This window comes from Nonomuraea sp. NPDC050691, assembly GCF_040654455.1.
In the GTDB taxonomy this organism is placed as follows: domain Bacteria; phylum Actinomycetota; class Actinomycetes; order Streptosporangiales; family Streptosporangiaceae; genus Nonomuraea.
This window is the reverse complement of record NZ_JBFAIA010000038.1, coordinates 25532-46610: the sequence shown is the minus strand read 5'-3', so window position 1 is coordinate 46610 and position 21079 is coordinate 25532. Positions and strand designations below refer to the sequence as shown.

The 21079-nt window shown below is 72.7% G+C and carries 14 protein-coding genes; 5 read left to right on the top strand and 9 right to left on the bottom strand.

What is annotated here, in order from left to right:
• Nucleotides 1–19 precede the first annotated feature (19 nt).
• A complete protein-coding gene (locus tag AB0H81_RS17165) occupies nt 20–946 on the top strand; it encodes a YafY family protein (RefSeq protein ID WP_358375349.1) in 927 nt (308 codons plus the stop codon).
• Between the two features lie 212 nt (nt 947–1158).
• Here AB0H81_RS17165 and AB0H81_RS17160 read toward each other — a convergent pair whose 3' ends face one another.
• The 4 genes from AB0H81_RS17160 to AB0H81_RS17145 all read right to left on the bottom strand — a co-directional run bounded on the left by AB0H81_RS17160 (nt 1159) and on the right by AB0H81_RS17145 (nt 4088).
• Nucleotides 1159–2598: a DEAD/DEAH box helicase gene (locus AB0H81_RS17160; RefSeq protein ID WP_358375347.1), complete on the bottom strand. Its 1440-nt coding sequence runs from the start codon at nt 2596–2598 to the stop codon at nt 1159–1161.
• A gap of 357 nt (nt 2599–2955) precedes the next feature.
• Nucleotides 2956–3162 carry a cold-shock protein gene (locus AB0H81_RS17155; RefSeq protein WP_106241661.1) on the bottom strand — a complete coding sequence of 69 codons (207 nt, stop codon included), beginning with the start codon at nt 3160–3162 and terminating at the stop codon, nt 2956–2958.
• Nucleotides 3163–3357: 195 nt separating this feature from the next.
• On the bottom strand, nt 3358–3504 hold the full coding sequence (locus tag AB0H81_RS17150) for a hypothetical protein (protein ID WP_358375345.1): 147 nt from the start codon (nt 3502–3504) through the stop codon (nt 3358–3360).
• Nucleotides 3505–3800: 296 nt separating this feature from the next.
• On the bottom strand, nt 3801–4088 hold the full coding sequence (locus AB0H81_RS17145) for a hypothetical protein (protein ID WP_358375343.1): 288 nt from the start codon (nt 4086–4088) through the stop codon (nt 3801–3803).
• A 144-nt stretch (nt 4089–4232) separates the two neighbouring features.
• Here AB0H81_RS17145 and AB0H81_RS17140 point away from each other — a divergent pair, with 144 nt between their 5' ends.
• The 3 genes from AB0H81_RS17140 to AB0H81_RS17130 all read left to right on the top strand — a co-directional run bounded on the left by AB0H81_RS17140 (nt 4233) and on the right by AB0H81_RS17130 (nt 5860).
• Entirely contained in the window at nt 4233–4550 is a 318-nt protein-coding gene (locus AB0H81_RS17140) for a hypothetical protein (protein WP_358375342.1), read from the top strand.
• A 261-nt stretch (nt 4551–4811) separates the two neighbouring features.
• Nucleotides 4812–5306 carry a hypothetical protein gene (locus tag AB0H81_RS17135; protein ID WP_358375340.1) on the top strand — a complete coding sequence of 165 codons (495 nt, stop codon included), beginning with the start codon at nt 4812–4814 and terminating at the stop codon, nt 5304–5306.
• Entirely contained in the window at nt 5303–5860 is a 558-nt protein-coding gene (locus AB0H81_RS17130; RefSeq protein ID WP_358375338.1) for a type VII secretion system-associated protein, read from the top strand. The genes AB0H81_RS17135 and AB0H81_RS17130 overlap by 4 nt, the downstream gene beginning before the upstream one ends.
• Nucleotides 5861–5913: 53 nt before the next feature.
• Here the strand turns inward: AB0H81_RS17130 and AB0H81_RS17125 are convergent, their stop codons facing one another.
• Both AB0H81_RS17125 and AB0H81_RS17120 read right to left on the bottom strand, forming a co-directional pair.
• Entirely contained in the window at nt 5914–6231 is a 318-nt protein-coding gene (locus AB0H81_RS17125; RefSeq protein ID WP_358375335.1) for a hypothetical protein, read from the bottom strand.
• A gap of 20 nt (nt 6232–6251) precedes the next feature.
• A complete protein-coding gene (locus tag AB0H81_RS17120; RefSeq protein WP_358375333.1) occupies nt 6252–6656 on the bottom strand; it encodes a YbaB/EbfC family nucleoid-associated protein in 405 nt (134 codons plus the stop codon).
• On the opposite strand from AB0H81_RS17120, the gene AB0H81_RS17115 reads away from it, so the two are divergent.
• Nucleotides 6634–7620 (top strand): SUKH-3 domain-containing protein, encoded by a 987-nt coding sequence (locus tag AB0H81_RS17115; RefSeq protein WP_358375330.1) that lies wholly within the window; start codon nt 6634–6636, stop codon nt 7618–7620. The genes AB0H81_RS17120 and AB0H81_RS17115 overlap by 23 nt on opposite strands.
• Nucleotides 7621–7823: 203 nt before the next feature.
• Here AB0H81_RS17115 and AB0H81_RS17110 read toward each other — a convergent pair whose 3' ends face one another.
• Genes AB0H81_RS17110 through AB0H81_RS17100 form a run of 3 tightly spaced genes read right to left on the bottom strand, consistent with a single transcriptional unit; the run spans nt 7824 to nt 21050 of the window.
• Nucleotides 7824–13346 carry an amino acid adenylation domain-containing protein gene (locus AB0H81_RS17110; protein ID WP_358375327.1) on the bottom strand — a complete coding sequence of 1841 codons (5523 nt, stop codon included), beginning with the start codon at nt 13344–13346 and terminating at the stop codon, nt 7824–7826.
• A gap of 34 nt (nt 13347–13380) precedes the next feature.
• On the bottom strand, nt 13381–19551 hold the full coding sequence (locus tag AB0H81_RS17105; RefSeq protein ID WP_358375325.1) for a condensation domain-containing protein: 6171 nt from the start codon (nt 19549–19551) through the stop codon (nt 13381–13383).
• Nucleotides 19548–21050 (bottom strand): condensation domain-containing protein, encoded by a 1503-nt coding sequence (locus AB0H81_RS17100; RefSeq protein ID WP_358375322.1) that lies wholly within the window; start codon nt 21048–21050, stop codon nt 19548–19550. The genes AB0H81_RS17105 and AB0H81_RS17100 overlap by 4 nt, the downstream gene beginning before the upstream one ends.
• Nucleotides 21051–21079: the final 29 nt, after the last annotated feature.

Genomic DNA, 21079 nt, shown 5'->3' with positions numbered 1-21079 from the left:
GTCATATCCAGCGACCCGGATGCTGACGATGCTCGAACTGCTCCAGGCGCATCACGGGCTGAGCGGCCGCGACCTGGCGCAGCGGCTGGGCGTGGACGAGCGGACCGTCCGGCGCTACGCCGCCCGACTCGCCGAGCTGGGCATCCCGGTCGCCGCCGAGCGCGGCCGCTACGGCGGCTACCGGCTGATGCCCGGCTACAAGCTGCCACCGCTGATGCTCACCGACGACGAGGCCACCGCCGTGGTCCTCGGTTTGCTCGCCGGACGCCGCCTGGGCCTTGCCGCCGAGGCCACCGAAGCCGCCCTGGCCAAGATCCGGCGGGTGCTGCCGGCCACGCTGCGAGAACAGGTCGGCGCACTGGAGGAGACCCTGGACTTCACCCTCGCCGAACGTGCCGCGCCGACGCCCGCGAGCCGGGCCACGCTGACGCTGGCCGCCGCGATCCGCGACCGCCGCCGGGTCACACTGCGCTACCGCTCCTGGAAAGGCGCCCAGACCGAACGCGAACTGGACGGCCACGGCCTGGTCTTCCACTCCGGCCGCTGGTACGTGACCGGCCACGACCACCGGTCCGGCGAGACCCGCACCTTCCGCGTCGACCGGATCTCCTCCGTCGTCCCAGGGACGGCCTCCTATGACATCCCCGAGGAGTCCGACCCGGTGCGGCAGGTCACCGCGTCGCTGGCCCAGGTGCCGTACGCGCACATGGTGGAGGTCGTCCTGCACGTTCCCCTCGCCGAGGCGTCCCGCCGCATCCCGCCGTCGGTGGCCACACTCACCGAGACCACGGACGGAGTCCTCCTGCGGATGCGTGCGGAGTCCCTGGACGGCATGGCCGCCATGCTCGCCGGGCTCGGCTTCCGGTTCACGATCTTGTCGCCGCGGGAACTGCGCACTGCCGTCCGGCACCTGGCCGAATGCCTGCTGGAACAGACGCCGGAATGAACACTCCCCGCGGGCGGCCGCCGACGCATCAAGGTCATCGGCGGCGCAGGGCCTCCAGGCCGATCAGGTCGTCCGGCAGGGCGTCCGGTCATCCGCACCGCTCGGCCTCGCCTACGACCACCGCCTCAACAACGGCCGCGACGTGGTCCTCTTCCTCCAGGCTTTGAAGGAGATCCTGGAGTCCCCGAAGTCCTGTTCCGCCGGTCGGTCACCTACTGCTGCCCGAATCGTCGGCCGTTCCCGCGCGCCCGACGATTGCCAACCGGCGTGGTGATGGTCACGGGAATCCCTGAGGGGGCCTGAGCGCCCGTGATACGTCGTAGTTCGGCCTCGCCCGAGCGGACCTGGCTGGTCTGCGGGGCGATACCGGCGTCGGCCATCAGGCGGGTCATGCCACGGCGCTGGTGGGGCAGGACGAGGGTGACGACGCTGCCGGACTCGCCGGCGCGGGCGGTGCGGCCGCCGCGGTGCAGATAGTCCTTGTGGTCGCTCGGCGGGTCGACGTTGACGACGAGGTCGAGGTTGTCGACGTGAATGCCGCGAGCCGCGACGTTGGTCGCCACCAGCACCGTGACGTGGCCGGTCTTGAACTGGGCGAGGGTGCGGGTGCGCTGAGGCTGTGACTTGCCCCCGTGGAGCGCGGCGGCTCGTACGCCGCTGTTCAGGAGGCTTTCGGTGAGCTGATCCACGGCGTGCTTGGTGTCCAAGAACATGATCACCCGGCCGTCGCGAGCAGCGATCTCCAGAGTGGTGGCCTGCTTGTCGGCGCCTTGGATGTGCAGCACGTGGTGCTCCATCGTGGTGACCGCGCCCGCCGAGGGGTCAACCGAATGGACCACCGGGTCGGTCAGGTAGCGGCGGACCAGCAGGTCGACATTGCGGTCCAGAGTGGCGGAGAACAGCATCCGCTGGCCCCCGGGGCGCACCCGGTCGAGCAGGTAGGTGATCTGCGGCATGAAGCCCATGTCGGCCATCTGGTCGGCCTCGTCCAGCACGGTGATGGCGACCTGATCCAGGCGGCAGTCGCCGCGCTCGATCAGATCCCGGAGCCGTCCCGGGGTCGCAACGACGACCTCGGCACCACCACGCAGCGCATTGGCTTGCCGGCCGATCGACATACCGCCGACGACGGTGGCCAGTCGCAGCTTCAGTGACTGGGCGTACGGGGTGAGCGCGTCGGTGACCTGTTGGGCCAGCTCCCGCGTGGGAACGAGGATCAGGGCCAGCGGCTGCCGCGGCTGGGCACGCTGTCCGGAGGTGCGGACGAGCAGGGCCAGGCCGAAAGCGAGCGTCTTGCCCGACCCGGTGCGCCCCCGCCCGAGGACATCCCGGCCGGCCAGGGAGTTCGGCAGCGTGGCCGCCTGGATCGGGAACGGTTCATTCATCCCCAGTCTGGTGAGCACCTTCATCACCGCGGGCGACATGTTCAGTTCGGCGAATGTCGCGGCTGCGGGCAGGGCCGGGGTGACGGTGACCGGCAGTGCGAATTCGCCCTGAAGCGCGCCGGGACGCCGCCCGTGACCACCGGAACGGCTGGGTGCGCCGGAACGGCCCCGGGCCGACGAGCCGGATCGCTCGCCCCTGCCAGGGTTGGCAGAGCCGCCCATGCGGGTGGGGGAGTAGCGGTCGTGCTTGCGAGTTGCGTGGTTCATGCAGAACCTTCCTCGATGCGGCACGTGTCAAGTGATTCCCGGCGCGATGAGCGGCACAAGAATGGCAAGAACGAGCCGAAGAAAGACGAGCCGGGCCGGCGGAGAAACAGCCTGGCCTCGGACGTCGAAATGGTCGGCATTCGCCGAGAAGAACAGCGGCTGCGATGCCGGTCGGAGGGCTGGGGCGGATTCATGCCCGAGCCGGAGTTGTCAGTGGTCCATGTGGTGTGCGGCGGAAGAACAGACATGCCGTCCTTCACGGTTCATGAGGCCGTCACGGCACATGGGGTGCCACAGGAGCAACGCGCTGGGGCCCGCACCCTCCGGCGCGGGCCCCAGCTGCGTGGTGCGTCAGTGTCAGGCGGGAACGATGTTCTCGGCCTGAGGGCCCTTCTGGCCCTGGGTGATGTCGAAGGCCACCTTCTGGCCCTCGCGCAGCTCGCGGTAGCCGCCGTTGGCGACGATGTTGGAGTAGTGCGCGAAGACGTCGGCGCCGCCGCCGTCCTGCTCGATGAAGCCGAAGCCCTTTTCCGCGTTGAACCACTTCACGGTGCCAGAAGCCATGTTGATCTCCTTTGATAGGTGCAAAGCCGAAATCCGCATCGGACGGATTTCGCGTCGCCGCGATAGGCCCACACCCGGAGAAGACCGGCAAACAAAAATGCACCTGAGGCTACATACCGTCAGGTGCACACAAGTTCTCATGGGTACCACAACTGCAACTGGATCCAATGTAGCACACGCTCAGCCGTGCTGCGATCATCGGCGGCCCAGGGCCTCCGGACCGACCAGGTCGTCCGGCAGCGCGTCCGGGGTCTCGTCCACGAGTCTCGGCAGCCGGGACCGCAGTGTCACCGCCGCCAGCACCGCCATCGCCACCGCGAACAGCAGATACATCAACCCCACGCCCCGACCGGCCTTCACCCTCACCATCAACGAGGACGAACTGGCCGCATTTTGGGCGAACCGCCTCAGTACCTGATCCCCTTCCTCTGGGGCATGATCCCCGAAGGTGGCGGCATCCAAGACCTCCCGCGATGCACGCAGATCTGGAGTCGACAGACCGACCACCGACCAGGCACCTTCAGATCCGTAGCCGGTTCGAGGCCATCCTCCGATGCTCAGACCGCATGATCGAGGCGCCCTGCACCGGCCTACGCGTCCGAACAGGCCGCTTACCGGTCGACCACCACCGGCGCCGATCAGACTTGGCCGATCTCGCCCCGTGTTGCCCGTCGGTGAATCCGACGTCGCTGTACTGCCCTGCAGGCGAGAAGACCGGCGCCGGTCAGAGTCAGCAGGGCGCCGGCCGCCATCGCACGAAGATTCATCAGGTCCGCGCGGGCGACGGCCTCGGCATGCGCCCTCAACATCTCCGGCGTCGGGTCCTGATACGGCAGATACGTGCCACCGGTCGCCACGCAACTGGCAACGGGTAGCAGGAGTCCGACGCAGATGGCGAAGACCCCGATGCTCCTTACGCTGATCATCAGGGTCAGGCTACCGACGGCGTCCAGGCTTCGATGCGCGTGGGGTGGCCTGCCTCGTGCTCGCCCCCATCCGGGCTCGCATCCCAGTACAGTGACGCCCTGGATGTGTGATCAATGGAGCGACCCGCGGCGAGGAGGAGCACCATGGCGCTGCAACCTCCGCCAGAGCTCGCCACGCTGCTCAACCTCGTTGTCTCGTGGCCGCTGATCGACGAGGTCGTGCTGCACGAGGCCGGGACGCGGTGGATCTCCTTCGCGGCGACGGCGGTGCGCATCTCCACGACCGCTGCCACGCACGCCGCCCGGACCACCCAGCGCAACGATGGCGAAGGGGTTCGGGCGTTCGGCGGCGACTGGAGCGACAGCTCGGCCCGCTCCGGCGACGCGGTCACCGCCGCGCTGGTCATCGGCGGTGCGCTGCAGCTCGCGGCCATGATCGTGCTCGCCATGAAGGGGCGCTGATCGTCGTGCTCCTCCGGCTCGCCATGAACCTGTTGCGGCTGGCCACGGCCTCGGGGCCCACGGCCGGCGCCTCGCTGACGGTCGTTCCCACCGTCGTGGACGGCGCCAGGACGGCCGCGCGGGAGATCGTCCGCAAGATGGTCGACTTGCTGGAACGCAGCGCACTGCGTCTGTTCAAACGCGCCTCGGCGCTGCTGCACAAGCCGCCCGCCCGGGTGGGGGGCCGGGGCGATCCCGCCCGGCAAGCGACCGCCGACCCCCGTGCGCAGCCCCGACAACTACCTCGAGGCGGCAGCCGACAAGAGCGTCGACGTCAAGGCGATCACGCCGTATCCCATCTGGCGCCGCGATCGTGAGCCGGTCTACCGCGCGTCGGACAGGTCCCCGGACGTGGTCTTCGAGCAGGGCCTCCATCCGCTGGACCCGTCGATGACCAACCTGTCCGACTACGTGCTCAAGGGCAGGCCGTCCGCCTTCGTCGGGACCAGCACGCGCATGGACATCGACGACGTGTTCCCGCGCGGCCACGTCTACGAGGTGGACGCCCCCGGCGGCATCGACGTCCAGGAGACCGTACGGGCCGCCACCCATTTATCCCACGAGCGCGAGATCGCCTTCCCCGGCGGCGTGCACCGAAGATACATCTCCGGCGCCTGGCCGCGGGGCGCGCCCAGGACGCCGGAGAACTTCATCCCCAACCCGCACTACGACCCCTATCCCGGCCATCCGGGAGTGCCGTCAGGAGGATCGCCGTGAACGACACCCCGCCGCCCCCGGTCACCGACGAGCTGCGGCGGCAGGCGCGGCTGCGCCCGGGCTCCTGGATGTACGCGGTCGACCCGTTCTTCGACCCCGGCGGGAAGGTTCCTCCGTACGGCATCGTCGGCGCCTGGCAGGTCGACGAACGCGGGGAGATCACCGGCGAGTTTCGCCATAACCCCGGCTACCGGCCCTCGCCGGTGGCGCTGGGCCACCCCGAGCCCACCGACCCGCTCGACCGTGCCGTGCAGCTCGCCTCGACCGGCTACGCCACCGGCGGCGACCTCGTCCCGCTGCTGCTTGAGGCGGAAGTGATCGTAGCCGCCGGCCCGGGCGGCGGAGTGCCGGTGTTCGACACGGGCGAGGGCCGAGCGGCGTTCGCCTACACGGCCCAGGCCCGCCTGCCGGACACCCTGCCGGACGGCGCCACGGGCTGGCAGCGCCTGGGCGGCCGCGACCTGGTCGCGCTCCTGCCGCCGGACGTCGGCGTCGCCGTCAACCCCGAAGGGCCGGTGGGCGTGCTCCTCTCCCCCGAGGAGCTTCGCCCCTGACCCGCACGTCGGTGCGGACCGGCCGGCTCCTGGCAGGTTCCGCCGCCCGGCCGTCACAGCCGCTTGACGGCCCGGCCGATCCGTTCGGCCTCTTCCTCGCTGCGCTGATCCGCGGCCCGGTAGTTCATGGCCATGACGTGCATGTCGTGTCCCGAGGTCACCTGCTGCTCTCCCAGCGCCTCGTACACCTCCAGCGCCCTCCGGGTGACGGCAAGGTAGGCGGCCTTGACCATGCTCCCGGCCTCCTCGCCCCAGGGGTCGCCGTCTCCCTCCAGATGGGCGCGTAACGCCCCCACCGCCTCCAGCCAGGTCGTGCCGGTCTCGTCCAACCCCGCGCCGGTGCCGTGCAGGTCGGTGAGAGAGACATCCATCCCCTGGCCGAAGCACCCGCTCACCGCTCCTCCAGCCGCCGCACCACCAGCTCGACGCCGTCGGCGAACTCGTCCAGCCGCCGTATCACGTCGGCGTGCGCGCCGCCCAGCGTCTCGGCGAGCGCCTGCGGATCAGTCGACTTGGCCGCCTCCAGCCCTGGCATGCCTGCACGCAGGTCGTCCAGCGCGGCGTTGACCGCCACCAGGATTTCCCGTGCGAGGTCCTCCGACGCCATCCGCATGACTCGAGGGTTGAGGTGGAGCTCGCGTAACCGCCCGTCTTCCCCGGCCACGGCCCTCACCTGCCCGTGCGCCGCTTCCCCGTCGCCGCGGAGGGCGGCGTCCGTCCGCGGCTTCGCCGTCCGCGCGAGCTCCTGGAGGGCCTCTGCCAGCATCTCGCCGATGCGCTGCCCGTTCTCGTGCACAGTTACCCTTACCGCACTTCTGCGGTCGCGCACCACCCCGCCGAACCGTCCGCGCCGGCACGGCCCCGCCTCAGCCATGCCGAACCGGCGATCACCCTCCGCGGTATTCAGGGCACAAGCAGTGGAACAAGGGGAGGAGGCTAGCGTCGTCGTGTGTCGGACGGCTATTCGTCGGCGGCCGCGGATCGCCAGCGTCGGTCCAGGCAAGGACACATTGTCGGCAAGTGGCCCAGGAGCATCCGATGACAGAGGTGGGAACCTCATGCCAAGGCCTATCGCCGGCCATCAGATAGAGGATGCCGGCCAACATGACACGATCGTCGATGTGCCTGTCTCGGGAACGTGGGGTTGGGGTTGTGGCAGTACGGCAGCCACTTGCCTCCACAAGGTTTTGGAGAGGGAGGCGGCCCGTGGCCGCGGATGGTCCGGTTTCGGGGCTGGAGTGGCCGGCCTGAGCTCTCGAATTCGATTCGATCTGATGCATCGTGATGTTCTGGCGGCGCTTGGTGCCTCTGGATGGGACTGCGGGCGAAAGGTGGACGCCGCTCCATGGCTTGCTCCATTGGCGAGAGAGGGGTATAGGGCCACTGCTCTTGTCGAGGAGGTGCTCTCCTCTTTCGGTGGCTTGACGATCGAGCAAATAAATATAGATGGTCCCAACTTCAGCAATGACGAACCGTTCGTGTTCGATCCGCTATCGGCGGGCTCGGGTCAACGGGAAGTTGCTGAAGAGATAGAGAGGATTCTCGGTGGCCACTATTTCCCTATTGGAGAGTGGCTTAGTTGTTCCAGTGTATTTCTCGAATCGGGCGGTAGGATGGTAGCTTCTGGGCTGGGGTGGATCTGGGAGCTGGGTGGCACCTTCGAAACCGGTTTGGAGCTGGCCGTCAGGGCGCATCGCCCACTTGTATGTCTGTTCTCTGACCCAGGGCTTGACCCGTGGCCCCCGCCGATTCACGACTAATTCTTGCAGAGATTCGCGGCCCTGTTGGGGCCAGGTAGGGGCTACGGCATGGGTGCCGTGTCTCTCGCCCAACTACCAACAACGTCCGGACCGGAATCCACATTCTCAAATGTCGTTGTCTGGGACCTGAGTGCTTCCTCCGTCTGCTTGGCCCTCGAGGGAGCAGGAGCGGGTAGGAAATCGACCTGTTCCTGCGTGCCGATCTACCGGCGGCCGAGGGCCTCAAGTCCGACGAGGTCGTCCGGTAGCGCGTCCGGGGTCTCGTCCACGAGTCTCGGCAGCCGGGACCGCAGCGTCACCGCCGCCAGCACCGCCATCGCCACCGCGAACAGCAGGTACATCAACCCCACCCCCCGGCCGGCCCCCGTCCCGATCACCGCGCCCACCGTGCCGGCCAGCAGACCGTCCGGGGCCATCAGCGGGTCGAAGACGGCCGCACCGTACGGCGCCACCAGGCCGAAGCCCAGCGGCAGCGTGCTCCACGCGATCAGTGTGTTCAGGGCGAACACCCGGCCGTGGAAGCGCTGCGGCACCTTCACCTGCACGATCGTGGCGTACACCCCGTTCAGCAGCGTCAGCCACAGCGACATGCCGAACGCCCCCGCCCCGATCGTCACCAGGTCCGCCCGTAGCCCCGTCACCAGGCAGAACGCCGCCAGGGCCAGCGTGAACCACAGGACCGTCCGCATGCGTCCCCGCCGCGGACCGCCCCACGCCGTCATCGCCAGGCCGCCGAGGAACACCCCCAGGCCGGACATGAACGAGATGCGTCCCACGTCCGCCAGCGTCCCGAACGACAGCACCAGCGGCGAGATGAGCAGGAACAACGGCGACAGGAACACGTTCAGCACCGCGAAGAACAGCAGCATGCGCCGGAACCCCGGGTCGCCCCACGAGTACCGGAACCCGGCGACCATCTCCGTCAGCACCGGTTCCTTGCGCCGCCACGCCATCGCCGCCGGGAACCGCACCAGCAGCGTCACCCCGATCGCGAACACGTAGCCGGCGACGTCCAGCACCAGGATGCCCTCCAGCCCGATCACCGCCATCAGGCCCGTGGCCGCGAGCGGCACCAGGAGTTGCGTCATGCCGCCGGCCATCTGCACCATGCCGTTGGCGTGACCGAGGTAACGCTTCGGGACGAGCTGCGGCACCGCCGAGCCGTACGCCAGCCGCTGGAAGGTGAGGGCGACCGACAGGATGCCCAGGAGTGGATAGATGTGCCACGTTTGGAGGTTTCCGGTCCACAGGAGCAGGCCCAGGGCGAGCTGCGTGGCCAGGGCCGCCGCGTCGCCGCACAGCATGACGGTGCGGCGGTTCCCCCGGTCCACGACGGCGCCGGCGAGCGGGGCCACCAGCATCCCGGGTACCAGGCCGACGACCGCCAGCAGCGCGAACTGGGCGAGGGAGCCGGTCGTGAGGTAGATCCAGAGGGGGATGGCGAACTCGGTCAGGGCGGCGCCGAGCATGGAGATGAGCTGGCCACTCGCGACGGCCGCGAACCGCCCCATGCTGGGAGCAGCTTTGGTGGGGGTACGGGGCTTCGCCGGACGGGGCGCGCCGCGTGCGTGGGCGCCTTCTTCGGAGGCGGCTTCCGCAGGGGCGGCGCCCTCGCTCGAAGTCGGGTCGTCTGTCGAGGTCGCGGCCAGTCGCCACGTCTCGCCGCTCGCCTCCCCGCCCTCCGCCAGGGCCCGGTGGGTACGGGTCACGATGGCGGCCAGTTCCCCGGCCCGGTACTTCAGGAAGAAGTGGCCCGCCTCGTCCAGCTCCACCACCCCGGCCGCCGGGCTGAGGAAGTGCCACTCCCGGAACCGCTCCTCGTGGAACTCCGTCGCCGGGTCGTGCTCACCGGCCACGCTGATCACCGGCGCCCGCAGCCGCGTCACCGCGCTCTCGAACAACCCGGTGAAGTACTCCTCGGCCGCCTCGCTGTCGCGGCGCATGTTGCGGATGATGTGCCGGGCCTGGGCCGGGTCGAGGTCGCTCATGTCGAGGCCCATCGAGGTGAGCCAGTTGACGTAGCCGCGGTCGCCGCGCAGGAACTCGCGCCGGGCCAGCTTCGCCAGCAGCGCCGCCGGTCCTCGGGAAGGCCGGGCGAAGGGGAAGATCGCCCCGATGTAGACGGCTTCGAGGGGGCGTCCCTCCGCCTCCAGCCGCCGGGCGATCTCCACGGTCAGCGCCGAGCCCACACCGCAGTGGCCGTACAGCGCGACCGGGCCGCGTACCTTCTCCATGATCTCCGTGACGCACCGGGCGGCCACCTCCTCCAGCGGCAGCCGCTCCTCGTCCAGGCCGACGTCGTGGCCGGGGATGGCCACCGACCACAGCGCGTACTCCTCGGGCAGCGCGTCCGCGAGCGGCTGGTACACGACCGCCGCGCCCCCGCCGTACGGCACGCAGACGTACGTGAGGACCGGGGGAGACGTGCGGCGGGGCGTCAGCTCGTGCAGCAGCCCGCGCGAGGCCGTGGCGGTGCCCTCCACCAGGGCGGCCAGCCCGCGGATCGTCGGGTGCTTGAACAGGTCCACCACGGCGATGGGCGTCGCCCCGGCCGGCAGCTCCCTGCGCAGCCTGGCGACCGCCTTGATGGCCAGCAGCGAATGACCGCCCACGTCGAAGAAGTCGTCGTCCATCCCGAAGTCGTCGAGTTCCAGTACGTCGGCCCATACGGCCGCGACCAGGCGTTCCGTCTCCGTCGAGGGGGCGGTCCGCGTTTCCGGCGACAAGGCGGAAGCGGAGGGGGCGGGGAGGCGGGCGCGGTCCACCTTGCCGTTCGCGGTCAGGGGGAGCGAGGGGAGGGGGATGAAACGGGCGGGGATCATGTACGCGGGCAGGGATTCCGCGAGGTGGGCACGGAGATCCGCCGCGTCCACAGACGAGGCTTGCGGCACCACGTGCGCGACGAGCTGCGCCCCCGTCCCCGCCCCGTGCGTGCTCACCACGCACTCCGCCACGGCCGGGTGGCGCGACAGGTGGGCCTCGATCTCGCCCAGCTCGATCCGGTACCCGCGGATCTTCACCTGCGCGTCCGCCCGCCCGAGGAACTCGATCGTCCCGTCCGGGCGGTAGCGGCCGAGGTCACCGGTCCGGTAGAGGCGTTCGCCGGTGCGTGGGTGGGTGACGAAGGAGGCGGCCGTCCGCTCGGGGTCGCGCCAGTAGCCCGCCGCCACGCCCACGCCGCCGATGTGCAGCTCGCCGGGCACCCCGACCGGCACGTCGCACCGGCCGCGGTCGAGGATGTGGAAGCTCTGGTTGGCCAGCGGCGTGCCGTACGGGATGGACGTCCAGGACGGGTCCACCTCGCCGATGGGGTACGCGATGGACCAGATGGAGCCTTCGGTGGCGCCGCCCAGGCTGACGATCTTCGCGTCGGGGGCCAGGGCGCGGATGCGGCCGGGGAGCGTGGTGGGGATCCAGTCGCCCGACATCATGACCAGCCGCAGCGAGGACAGGTCCGAGCCCTCGTGCTCGGCGTGGTCCACGAGGAGCTCCATGAGGGCGGGCACGGAGTTCCAGACGGTGACGCGGTGCTCCTCGACGAGGCGGGCCCAGGCGGCCGGGTCCTTGTCGCCGGAGGGGTCGCCCATGACGAGCGTGGCCCCCGCGGCGAGCGCGCCGTAGACGTCGTAAACGGACAGGTCGAAGCTGAGCGCCGACAGGGCGATGATCCGGTCGGACTGGCCGACGCGGAAGCGGTGGTTGATGTCGCGGACGGTGTTGAGCGCGGCGCGGTGCTCGATCATCACGCCCTTGGGCGTGCCGGTGGAGCCGGAGGTGAAGATGACGTACGCGAGGTCGTCCGGAGCAGCCGGACGCTCTGAGGAAGCCGGGCACTCCGAGGAGGCCGGGCACTCCGGCGAAGCGGCGTCCAGAGCGACGGGGCGGACGGTCAGGCGGGTCAGGCCGGATGGCCACTCCAGCGACGACTCCAGCCGCGGCTGCGTGACCGCGACCGCGCACTCCCCGCGTTCCAGCAGTTCGAAGCGCCGCCGGTCCGGAAGGTCGGCGTCCACCGGCAGGTACGCCGCCCCTGCCTTGCCGATGGCCAGCACCGCGACCACCTGCTCCCAGCCGCGTTCCATGACCACGGCGACCAGCTCGCCGCGCCGTACCCCGGCCGCGGCCAGCTCGCCCGCCAGCGCCGTGGCGCGCCGGTCCAGCTCCTCGTACGTGAGGCTGCCGCCCGGGTGGACCAGCGCGACGTCGGGGGAGGAGGCCCGCTCCTCGAACGGCCGGTGCAGCAGGTCCGGCTCGCCGAGCGGCGTGAGCGTGTCGTTCCACCGCTCGCGCTCGGCCCGTTCGGCGGCGGTCAGCAGCTCCACCCGGTGGACGGGCGCCGCCGGGTCGGCCGTCACGCCCTCCAGGAGGGTGGTCAGGTGCCCGGCCATCCGCTCGACCCGCTCGGGCGCGAACAGCGCGGTGTTGTAGACGAACAGGAACGACCCCTCGCCCCACGTGTACAGCTCCAGGTCGAACCGGGTCGCCCACACCCCCAGGTCGAAGCCCTCCACGACCGGCCCGTCCGCGGACGCGGGCTGCCCGGCGGAGTAGTTCTGCATCGCGAACAGCACCTGGAACACCGGTGACCGCGACACCTCGCGCGGCACGTTCAGCTCCGCCACCAGCCGCTCGAACGGCAGCTCCTGGTGCGCGTACGCGTCGGTCGCGCTCTCGCGCACCCGCGCGAGCAGGTCCGTGAACGACGGCCCGCCGGACAGGTCCACCCGCATGGGCAGCATGTTGACGAAGCAGCCGACCAGGTTCTCCAGTTCGGGCAGCGACCGGCCCGCCACCGGGGAGCCGAGGACGACGTCCTCCTGCCCGGCGTACCGGCCGAGCAGCGCCGCGAACGCCGCCAGCAGCACCATGTACGGCGTGCACCCGTGGTCGTGGCCGAGCCGGGCGAGACTCGCCGCCAGCTCCCGGTCCACGGTGAAGGCGTGGGCGGCACCGCGGTAGGTGAGCTCGGGCGGGCGCGGCAGGTCCGTGGGCAGCTCGAGGGGTTGCAGCCCGGCCAGCCGCTCCCGCCAGTACGCCACGTCGGCCTCGGCGTCCGGGCGGCTCCGCTGCCAGGCGGCGAAGTCGCCGTAGGTCACCGGGAGCTCCGGCGCAGGCCTGCCCGCGCAGCGGCCCAGCACCTCGCGCAGCAGCACGTCGGCGGACCAGCCGTCGGCCGCGATGTGGTGGACGGCGACGGCCAGCACGTGGTCGCCCTCCGCCAGCCGTACGAGCAGGGCGCGGATCAGCGGACCCGCCGCCAGGTCGAACGGTTCGGCCAGGAACGCGTCCACGAGTACCCGCGCCTCTTCGGCCGAGGCCGCCCCGGTGGTCGTGAACGGCACGGACGCCTCCGGCGCGATCACGACGAGCGGGCGGCCGTCGTCGCTCGCGGGGAAGCGGGCGCGCAGCGGCTGGTGCCGCGCCGCGGCCTCGTCGAGGGCTCCGGACAGCGCCTCGGCGTCCAGCGGGCCGCGCAGCCGCCGCACGAACGGGATCGTGTAGGCCACGTTGCCGGGCGCGTACTGCTCCATGAACCACAGCCGCTCCTGGGCGTACGAGAGCGGCGGCTCCTGGCCATCGGGCAGCGGCGGGATGGCAGGTGCGGCCGCGGCGCGGCGCCGGCGCAGCCGCCGCGCGAGCAGGGCCCGCTGGGCGTCGGTCAGCTCGGCGGATGAGGCCGACGAGGTCCGCGACGCCGGAGAGGTCGGTTCGGTCAACTCGGTCATGACAAGTCCTCCGCGTCCCGTCCCGTCATCCGGCTCACGCGGGATCCTCCGCGTCCAGCAGGGCGCGCGCCTGCTCGTCGGACAGCCCGGCCACCTCCGCGATCAACGCCTCCTCGACGGCGAGCGCCAGCTCGGCGACGGTACGGCGGGCGAACAGCGTGCGGATCGGCAGGTCGACCCCCGCGAGGGCGCGCAGCCGGGCGGCGACCTTGACGGCCAGCAGCGAGTGCCCGCCCAACGCGAAGAAGTCGTCGAACGCCCCCACCTTGTCCGCGTCCAGCACCTCGGCCCAGACGTCGGCCACCAGCTCCTCGGCGTCGGAGCGCGGCGGCGTCCGGTCGGTGCCTTCGGGACGGCCCGGGGCCGGCAGCGCGGCCCGGTCGAGCTTGCCGTTCGGGGTGAGCGGCAGCGCGTCGAGCACCACCCAGTGGGCGGGCACCATGTACGGCGGAAGCGCCCGGGCGGCGTGCCCGGCCAGCCCGGCCGCCTCTCCCACGACGTACGCGACCAGCTCGCCGTCCCGGGCGACCACGGCGGCGCGGCGCACGCCGGGGCAGCCGAGCAGGCAGTGCTCGACCTCGCCCGGCTCGACGCGGAACCCTCTGATCTTCACCTGCTCGTCGAGCCGCCGCAGGAACTCGAGCTGCCCGTCGGGCCGCAGCCGCACCAGGTCCCCGGTGCGGAACCACCGCGTTCCCGCCAGGTCCGCGAAGCGCTCGGCGGTCAGGTCGGGACGGCCCAGGTAGCCGCGCGCCACCCCCGCGCCGCCGATGTGCAGCTCACCCGGAGCCCCCGGCGGCACAGACTGGCCGTGGCGGTCCAGGACCCGCACCGTGACGCCCGCGATGGGCCGGCCGATGGGCGGCCGCGGCTCGCCGCCGTCGGTCACGGCCTGGGCTCCATCGCCGGCCGCATCCCCGGTCACCGCTCGGGTCGAGCCGCCGATCAGGTCGGCGGCCGTGGCGATGATCGTCGTCTCGGTCGGCCCGTACGTGTTGACGAGCCGCACCCGCTCGCCGAACCGCTCCCGCCACCGGGCGACCGCCCACCCCTGCACCTGCTCGCCGCCGAGGATCACCAGCCGCAGCGCCTCGGGCCAGGCCACGTCGTCGATCACGTCCACGAGCTGGTAGAAGTACGCGGCGGGCAGGTCGAGGACGGTGACGCCGGGCCGTTCGGCGAGCAGGTCGGGCAGCGTGCCGCCGTCGCCGGGCACCACCACGACCGTCGCCCCGGCGGCCAGCGCCGGGTAGAGCTCCTCCGCGTGCGTGTCGGACCCGAGCGGGGCGAGATGCGCCACCTGGTCGCCGGGCCGCAGCTCGTACGCCTCGCGCATCCACCGCACCCGCGCGGCCAGCCCGGCGTGCTCGACGGCCACGCCTTTGGGGACGCCGGTGGAGCCGGAGGTGTGCAGCACGTAAGCCAGCCCGGGCTCGTCGCGGGGCGGACGGGCGCCGGGCAGGACCGCGAGAGACCGCGTGACGGTGAGCCGGACGCCGGCCTCGGCGGCGAGGCGGTCGAGCCGGGCGGGCGGATGGGCGGGGTCCAGCGGCAGATAGGCGGCTCCGGCACGCCAGGCGGCCAGCATCGCCACCACGGCCTCGACGGACCGCCCGAGCCGCAGCCCCACGATCCGATCCGTGACACCATGCCCGGCCAGATCGGTCGCGAGCGCGGCCACGCGCCGCTCCAGCTCGCCGTAGGTGACGCTCTGCTCGCCGCACACCACGGCCACCACGTCCGGGTACGCGGACACGGCCCGCGCCACCATCTCCGGCACGCCCTCCTCAGCGCGGACACCCGGCTCCTCATCAAGGACACCCGGCTCCTCGCCGGGAGCGGCGCCCCGGCCATCCCCGAGGCTCGCCGCCAGCAGCGCCTCGTCCTCTCCCGTCAGCAGCGGCAGCCGCGACACCGGCACGTCCCGCAGCCCCGGGTCCGCCACCGCCTCCAGCAGCACCGCGAACCGCTCCGCCAGCCGCCGCACCGTCTCCGCGTCGAACAGTCCCGCGTCGTACCCGAACGCCACCCGCAGCAGCCCCGGCGACCGCCACGCCTCCACCGTCAGGTCGAACTTGGCCTGCCGGTAGCCGTCGTCGAAGTACGACATCTCCAGGTCGCCGATCCGGTCCCGCTCGTCCCGGCCGCCCTGGTTCAGCGCCAGCATCGTCTGGAAGATCGGCTTGCGCGTCAGGTCCCGCTCGACGTCCAGCTCGGCCAGCAGCCGCTCGAACGGCACGTCCTGGTGGGCCATCGCCTCCAGCACGACGTCCCGGGTCCGGTCCAGCAGCTCGGCGAGCGTCGGGTCGCCGGACAGGTCGCCGCGCAGGACGAGCGTGTTGCTGAGGTAGCCGACGACCCGCGCCAGCTCCACCCGGTCACGCCCGGCCGTGGGCGTGCCGACGAGCACGTCGTCCTGTCCCGTGTGCCGGGACAGCATGAGCTGGTAGGCGGCCAGCAGCACCATGAACAGCGTCGCCCGTTCCCGCCGGGCGGCCGACTCCAGCGCCCCGGCCAGCTCCTCGGGCAGCTCCAGCACGTGGTGGCCGCCCCGCGCGGGCCCTTCGGCGTGCGGGCGGTCGGTGCGCAGCTCCAGCACCGGGGGCTGGGCCAGCCGCTCGCGCCAGTACTCCAGCGCGGCGGCGCCGTCCCGGTCCCGCTGCCACCGGGCGACGTCGCCCTGCTGCGCGGCCGGCGGCTCCGGCTCCGTCCCGGTGTAGAGGGCGGCCAGGTCGTCGAGGAACACGCCGATCGACCAGCCGTCGGCGACGATGTGGTGCATCACCACGCACAGCACGTGGTCGTCGTCCGCCAGGCGGATCAGCGTGGCCCGCAGCGGCGGGGCCGCGCCCAGGTCGAACGGGGCGTTGGTGCGGGCGGCGACCAGCGCGCGCGCCTCGGTCTCGTCGCGGGCGTCCAGCTCCTCGACGGCGACGGGGGCGGGCCGCTCGACGACGGCCACGGGCCGCCCGTCCACCTCGGGGAAGCGGGTGCGCAGCGCCTCGTGCCGGGCGGTCACCCCGCTCAGCGCCGCGCGCAGCCGCACCCGGTCGAGGGGGCCGCGCAGCCTGCGGACGACGAACATGGTGTACGAGGCGTCGTCCGGGTCGAGCCGGTGCAGGAACCACAGGCGTTCCTGGGCGGGGGAGAGCGGCGGCAGCGTGCCGGCCGGGCGGGGGAGCAGCGGGCGGGCATGCTCCTCCGGCACGTTCTCCAGCAGCGCGGCCAGGCCGGCCACGGTCGGGTGCGCGAACAGCTCACGCAGCGGCACGGGCGTCCCAAACGCCTCCAACCGGGCGACGACCTGGGTGGCGAGCAGCGAGTGACCGCCGAGGGCGAAGAAGTCGTCGTCCACGCCCACGTCGGGCAGCCCCAGCACGGCGCCGAAGATCCTCGCCACCTGCCGCTCGCGGCCGGTGCGCGGCGCGCCGCCCCGCCCCGCCTCGGGGGCGCCGGGCTCGGGCAGGGCGAGCCGGTCCACCTTCCCGTTCGGGGTGAGGGGGAGCGCGGGGAGGGGGACGACGACGTTCGGCACCATGTACGCGGGCAGCCACGCCGCCAGATTCCCGGCCAGCCCCTCGGGAACCACGAGCCCGGCGTCGCCGGCTCCCGCATCCGGCCGTTCGGGAACGTCGCGTACGCCGCGGACCGCGACGTACGCGACGAGGTCACCGCCCCGCACGGTCACCGCCGCCCGCTCCACCGCCGGGTGCGACTCCAGCGCCGCCTCGATCTCGCCGGTCTCGATCCGGTGCCCGCGCAGCTTGACCTGGCCGTCCGCGCGGCCGAGGAACTCCAGCGTGCCGTCGCCCAGCCACCGCGCCCGGTCGCCGGTCAGGTAGCGTCCGCCCGCGAACCGCTCGGCGGTCAGCTCGGGCCGGCCCAGGTAGCCCAGCGCGACGCCGGCGCCGCCGATGGCCAGCTCGCCCGGCACGCCGACGGGCGCGGGCCCGCCGGAGGCGTCCAGGACGTGGACCGTGGTGTTGGCGATCGGCCGCCCGATGCTCACCCGGTCCGGCGCGGGCGGCACCTCCCAGGCCGTGGACCAGATCGTCGTCTCCGTGGGCCCGTACATGTTGAGCAGCCGCGCGACCCGCTCGCGCAGCCGCCGCGCCAGCGCGAGGGGCAGCGCCTCGCCGCCGGCCAGCGCCACCAGGCCCGCCGGATCCATCCCGGCCGACAGCAGCATGCTCCAGCCGGACGGCGTGGCCTGCACGTGGGTGACGCCCGACCCGGCGATCAGCCGGGCCAGCGCCGCGCCGTCGCGCGCCTCCTCGTCCCCGGCCAGAACCAGCCGCCCGCCGGTGACCAGCGGCAGGTACAGCTCCAGCCCCGCGATGTCGAACGACAGCGAGGTGCTGCCGAGCCACACGTCCGAGGGGGAGGAGCCGAGCAGCGCCTCCATCCCGGCGAGCAGGTTGACCAGCGCGGTGTGCGGCACCACCACGCCCTTGGGCCGGCCCGTCGAGCCGGAGGTGTAGAGCACGTACGCGGCCTCACCGTCGAGCGTCGCGGGCCGTGGGGCGGGCGGCAGGTCCCCGAGCGTCAGCCGCGCGCCCGAGTCCTCCAGCATGTACGCGACCCGCTCGCCCGGCAGTCCCGGATCGATGGGCAGGTAGGCGGCGCCCGACAGCATCACGCCGAGCAGCACGCCCGGCAGGCCGGCGGAGCGCGGCACCCGCAGCGCCACCACCGAGCCGGGCCCGGCGCCGCGCGCCCGCAGGTCGCCGGCGACCCGCCGGGCCCGCTCGGCGAGGTCCCGGTAGGTGACGCGCTCGCCCGCGCATTCGACCGCGACGTCGTCCGGCCGCAGCTCCGCCTGCCGCAGCACCAGGTCGGCGACGGTGCCCGCGGGCACGTCGAGGGTGGTGCGGTTCCAGTCCGCGGTGACCAGCTCGCGCTCTGCGGGCGGCAGCAGGTCCAGCTCGCCGATCCGCGCGTCCGGCCGGGCCGCGATCGACGCCAGCAGTGTGACGAACCGGGCCGCCATCCGCTCCATGGTGTCCGGCTCGAACAGCTCGGCGCTGTAGTGCAGGGCCCCGCGCAGCCCGCCGCCGCGCCCGTCGCCCGTAGGCCACAGCTCCATCCGCACGTCCACCATGGCCGGCGGGTCGCCGTGGGGGAACGGCGTGCTCTCCATCCCGGCGAACGTGCCGGCCTCGCCGTACCCGGTGGCGGCGTTGTGCAGCGCCAGCATCGCCTGGAACAGCGGCGTGCGCGACAGGTCGCGCTCGATGTCGAGTGCGGACAGCACCCGCTCGATCGGCACGTCGCGGTACGCCATCGCCTCCAGCACGATCTTGCGCGTACGGCGCAGCAGCTCACCGAACGACGGATCGCCCGACAGGTCGCCCCGGAGCACCATCGTCGAGGCGAACAGCCCGACCATGGGCTCCAGCTCGGGGCGGTCGCGTCCGGCCGTGGGCGTGCCGACCACCACGCCGTCCTGCCCCGTGTGCCGCGACAGCAGGAGCTGGTAGGCGGCCAGCAGCACCATGAACAGCGTGCAGCGCTCGGCCCGCGCCAGCCGCGACAGCGCGCCGACCAGCTCGGGCGGCAGCTCGAACGGGGTCTCGCGGCCGGCGCTGCTCCGCCGGGCCGGGCGCGGCCGGTCCGTGGGCAGCTCCAGCACGGGCGCCCCGGCCAGCCGGGCGGTCCAGTGCTCCAGATCGGCCGGGGTGCCGGCGGCGCGCTGGGCGGCGGCGTGGTCGGCGTACCGCACGGGAAGCCCGGGCAGCGTGGCCGGGACGCCGTCGCGGCGGGCCCGGTAGCAGGCGGCGAGGTCGTCCATCAGCACGTTCAGCGACCAGCCGTCGGCGATCACGTGGTGCAGCACCACGCCCAGCACGTGGTCGCCGCCGGCCAGGCGCGCCAGCGTCACGCGCAGCGGCGGGGCGGCGGCCAGGTCGAACGGCGCGGCGGCGCGCGCGGCGAACAGCCGCTCGGCCTCCTCCGGCCCGGACACCTCCACCCGCTCGACCGGCACCGGCCCCGGCGGGTCCACCACCGCCACGGGCTGCCCGTCGTGGTCGGGGAAGCGCGTGCGCAGCGACTCGTGCCGCGCCACGACGTCCGCGAACGCCGCCTCCAGCGCGTCCGCGTCGAGCGGCCCGCGCAGCCGCCGCACCACCGCCACCCGGTACGCGGGGTCGGCGGGGTCGAGCCGGTGCAGGAACCACAGCCGCTCCTGGCCCAGGGAGATCATGCGCGCAGCTCGCCGACCGCCGCCGCGACCCCGGCGATGGTGGGGTCGTCGAGGAACACGTCGAAGGGCACGTCCACGCCGAGCCGCTTCCGGATGCGGGCGCTGATCTGGGTGATCGTCAGCGAGTGCCCGCCCAGGTCGTACAGGTCCTCGTCGGGCGCGATGTCGTCCAGCCGGAGCACCTCCATCCAGATCGCCCGCACCTGGCCGACCAGCTCGTCGTCCGCGGCGGCGCCGGCGGACGACGAGCCGAGGGACTGCTCCGAGGGAGCAGGCGGCGGCGCGGTGACGACGGCGGTCTCCGGGAGGGGGAGGGCGGCGAGCCGGACGCCGGGGTCGGCGGCGACCGCCTCCAGCACCGCGCGCAGGTGCGCGGCCACCCCCTCGGCCTCCTCCCGGGACACGATCTCGGGGCTGTGGTGCAGCGTCACCTGGAGCCCGTCGTCGCCGTCCACGGCCTGGAAGTGCAGGGCGTTGCGCACCACGTGGTTGGACATCTTCCACTCCGCCGACACGCGCAGCCCGGGGAACTCCTGGTCGGCCGCGCGCCGCCGGAAGCTGATCGAGGCCGGGGCCAGCGCCACCCTCGGCCGGATGCCGCCCACGGCCCGCGCCACCGGCACCTCCCGGAAGGCGTTCAGCAGCCGCATCTCGGCCCGCAGCCGCAGCGCGAGGTCCCGGAACGCGAGGTCCGGCTCCGGTGCGGAGAACACGGGCAGCTCGGTGGCGAACAGCCCGATGTGGTCGCGGGTCTCGGGCGTCCGCGTCGACAGGGCGACGGCCACGGACACCTCGGCGTTGCCGTACCGGAAGAGCAGGGCGTGGACCGCGGCCAGGAACAGTTCGAAGCGGGAGACTCCGTCGAACGCGGCGGCGGCCATCTCGCGCGTCAGGTCGAACAGCACCGTCTCGCCGTGCCCGGCCACGCGCGGCGTGCGCGGCACGCCCCCGACGACCACGGACGGCACCTCGCGCCAGCGTTCCCGCCAGTACGCCGCGGCCTCGGCCGGCACGCCGCCCGTCCCGCCGTACGGAAGGGGCAGCGGCGGCAGCGGCCCGCCCGTGTACGCGGCGGCCAGATCCCGCACCAGGACGTCCTTGGACATGCCATCGAAGACCAGGTGATGCCCGACGAACAGCAGCACGTGCCGCCCCGGCGACACCCCGGCCAGCGTGAAGCGGGCCAGCGGCCCCCGCTCCAGGTCGAACGGCCGTCCGATCTCCCGCTCGACGAACCCCTCCGGGTCGGGCACGGACGGCAGGAACTCGACCGGCGGCTTGGCCGCCGCCGGCACCAGGTGCAGCTCGCCGTCACGCTCCTCGAACACGCACGACAGCACCAGGTGCCGCGCGACGACCGACGCGCACGCGGCCAGCAGGGCCTCCCGGTCCAGCGGGCCGTCGAGCCACAGGGCGAACGGCATGTGGTACGCCGTGCCTGTGCCGTGCACCCTCTCGGTGATCCACATTCCGTGCTGCGCCTGCGACGCCAGGACCATGCCGTCTCTCCGTGTTCCGCCCGATGTGT